Annotated in this window: 3 protein-coding genes; 2 read left to right on the top strand and 1 reads right to left on the bottom strand. The window is 44.2% G+C overall.

Annotation, left to right across the window (positions count from 1 at the left end; all coding sequences use genetic code 11):
* Together VB714_RS07160 and VB714_RS07155 are read left to right on the top strand one after the other, a co-directional pair.
* Window positions 1-948: hypothetical protein (locus VB714_RS07160; protein ID WP_323222555.1), on the top strand; the 948-nt coding region annotated here is incomplete at its 5' end.
* A gap of 30 nt (window positions 949-978) precedes the next feature.
* A complete protein-coding gene (locus VB714_RS07155; protein ID WP_323222553.1) occupies window positions 979-1,701 on the top strand; it encodes a pyridoxine 5'-phosphate synthase in 723 nt (240 codons plus the stop codon).
* A gap of 59 nt (window positions 1,702-1,760) precedes the next feature.
* Here the strand turns inward: VB714_RS07155 and VB714_RS07150 are convergent.
* Window positions 1,761-2,604: M3 family metallopeptidase (locus tag VB714_RS07150; RefSeq protein ID WP_323222552.1), on the bottom strand; the 844-nt coding region annotated here is incomplete at its 5' end.

Below are 2,604 nucleotides of genomic sequence, written 5' to 3'. Positions count from 1 at the left end.
TTTGTACAAATGTCTCAAAATTCAGAGGATCGAGATATATTCGCCCCCCCCAGACCGGAGAATATCGCGCCATTAAGTGCCGGTAACGTAGTTTCAGTTGCCTTTGTTATCTACCGCTCCCATTTTCGCACTTACGTGGGAATTGCCTTAAGAGCAATGTTGTGGGCTGTCATTCCGTTTTTATTTTTAATTCCTCTTGGTATTGCTTTTGCCTTCAGTGCGATGAATAGTTCTGTTATCGCACTATCGGTTTTATCATTACTAATAACGGGAATTTACTGCTGGACAAAATCATTTGCCCACTCCGTTGTTATTACTCGCTTAACCTTTTATGAACTTGCCAATCGTCCGGAAACTGTAAAAACGGCTCGTTCTCTTGTTCTACCTCGATTATGGCGCTTTTTCTGGACAGGTTTGCTATTATTTGTCATCGCGATCGGGCTTTACATTGGTGGTATTGCCATTACTATTATTGGCCTCATTTTTGGAGGGATCGCAGGCAATTCAGGTACTTCAATAGTGATTGTGGGGCTATTTTCAATTATTATCGTGTTGGCAATGCTCACCGGAGTATTTTGGTTGCTTGCACGTTTATTCATGCTTGCTGAAGTTCCCTTAGCTACTGCCATAGAAGAACTTTCTCCTGCTGATACTCTCGGTCAAAGCTGGTCTTTAACGAAGGATAATGGTTGGCGAATTGTTGCCATTTTAACCATTGCTTGTTTAATTACACTTCCGGTTGCTATTCTCATTCAGGTGCTTTCTCTGGTCATACAACCCTTAACAAATTCAGCAGTATCGATGGCGATCGGCTATGTTGTTATCTATGGGATTAGTTTGGCAAGTAATATAATACTTATTCCTTTTTGGCAAACTCTTAAGGGTGTACTCTATTACGACTTAAAAAGTCGCCGAGAAGGACTAGACCTAAAGATAGTTGATAGTTGATAGTTGATAGTTATTCATTGATAATTGATTATGCTTACTCTCGGTGTTAACATCGACCATACGGCAACGATTCGACAAGCTAGACGCACAGTAGAGCCCGATCCCATTGCGGCTGCGGTTTTGGCGGAATTAGCAGGGGCTGATGGGATTACGGTTCATTTGCGCGAAGATCGGCGACATATTCAAGATCGCGATGTGGGTCTATTGCGACAAACTGTGCGGACTCATCTTAATTTGGAAATGGCACCGACGGCGGAAATGGTGGCTATTGCTTTGGAGGTTAAACCTGATTATGTCACTCTTGTTCCCGAACGGCGAGAGGAAGTTACTACGGAAGGAGGGTTAAATTTGCTTGCCGATCGCGATCGCTACGCTCAAATTGTCGATCGCCTCCAAAGTGAGGGGATCCCTGTCAGTTGGTTTATCGACAGCGATCGCGCCCAAATTGAAGCAGCAGCGCAAACCCAAGCACAATTTATTGAATTGCATACGGGGAAATATGCTGACGCAGAAGGGGAAATTTCTCGCGCACAGGAATTGAAAATTTTGGCAGAAGGTTGCGAAATCGCCCTCTCCCTCGGTTTGCGGGTCAATGCTGGGCATGGTTTAACCTATTGGAATGTTTATCCCGTGGGCTGCATTCCAGGCATGGAAGAGCTAAATATCGGTCATACAATTGTCAGCCGTGCTGTCCTCGTGGGTATGGAAAGGGCGGTTCGAGAAATGAAACTGGCTATGCGGGGTGAATTGTGATTTAAGCATTATTCTTCCTACGGTTTGCGGCGATCGCGAATGAAACACTAATACCAATTCTAAGCCAAGCCTTTATGACGTAACAATGGTTCGGTTTTAGGTTCGCGATCGCGGAAGGATTTAAACACTTCCATGGGTGACAAACTTCCTCCTAAAGCTAACACGGTATTGCGGAAACGTCGCCCGGTTTTGATAATAGCTTCTTCATTCTCTAAACCCACTTCTTCAAAAGCAGAAAAAGCATCAGCGCTTAAAACTTCTGCCCAATGATAGCTATAGTAGCCAGCAGCATAACCTCCTGAGAAAATATGACCAAAAGAACACAAGAAAGCATCTTCTGGTAAAGGTGGAATAACCATAGTTGTTTTGGCAATGCGATCGCGAACTTGTTTCGGAGTTTCTTTTCCTCCTGGTTGATAGCGATGGTGTAATTCAATGTCCAACAAGCCAAAATGGAGTTGACGCAGGGTTGATAAACCGCTTTGATAATGGCGGGTTGCCAAAAGTTTTTGGTAGTAATGTTCTGGTAACGTTTCCCCCGTTTCATAGTGTTTCGCCATGCCAAATAAAGTGGCGCGATCGTAACACCAATTCTCCATAAATTGGCTGGGTAACTCTACGGCATCCCATTCAATATTATTAATTCCAGCCGCTTGAGGATAGTCAATTTTCGTAAGCATATGTTGCAAACCATGGCCAAATTCGTGAAAGAGGGTTTGCACGTCTTCAAACGCCATTAAACTCGGTTTTCCGTCGATAGGAGGGGTCTGGTTGCAGACCATATAAGCTACGGGAAGGCGATTTTTAATTGTGCCATTTTCCTTGATTTTTCGGCGACAGATACAATCGTCCATCCATGCACCTCCGCGTTTTTCTGCGGGACGACTATAGGGATCGAGGAAG

Origin of the sequence: Spirulina sp. 06S082 (assembly GCF_034932145.1) — a bacterium.
GTDB lineage: Bacteria > Cyanobacteriota > Cyanobacteriia > Cyanobacteriales > Spirulinaceae > CCY15215.
This window is presented reverse-complemented; position numbering and strand designations above follow the sequence as displayed.

Coding starts and splice junctions, on each gene's coding strand:
- VB714_RS07155 (WP_323222553.1), top strand. CDS start 979: ATGCTTACTCTCGGTGTTAACATCGACCATACGGCAACGATTCGACAA.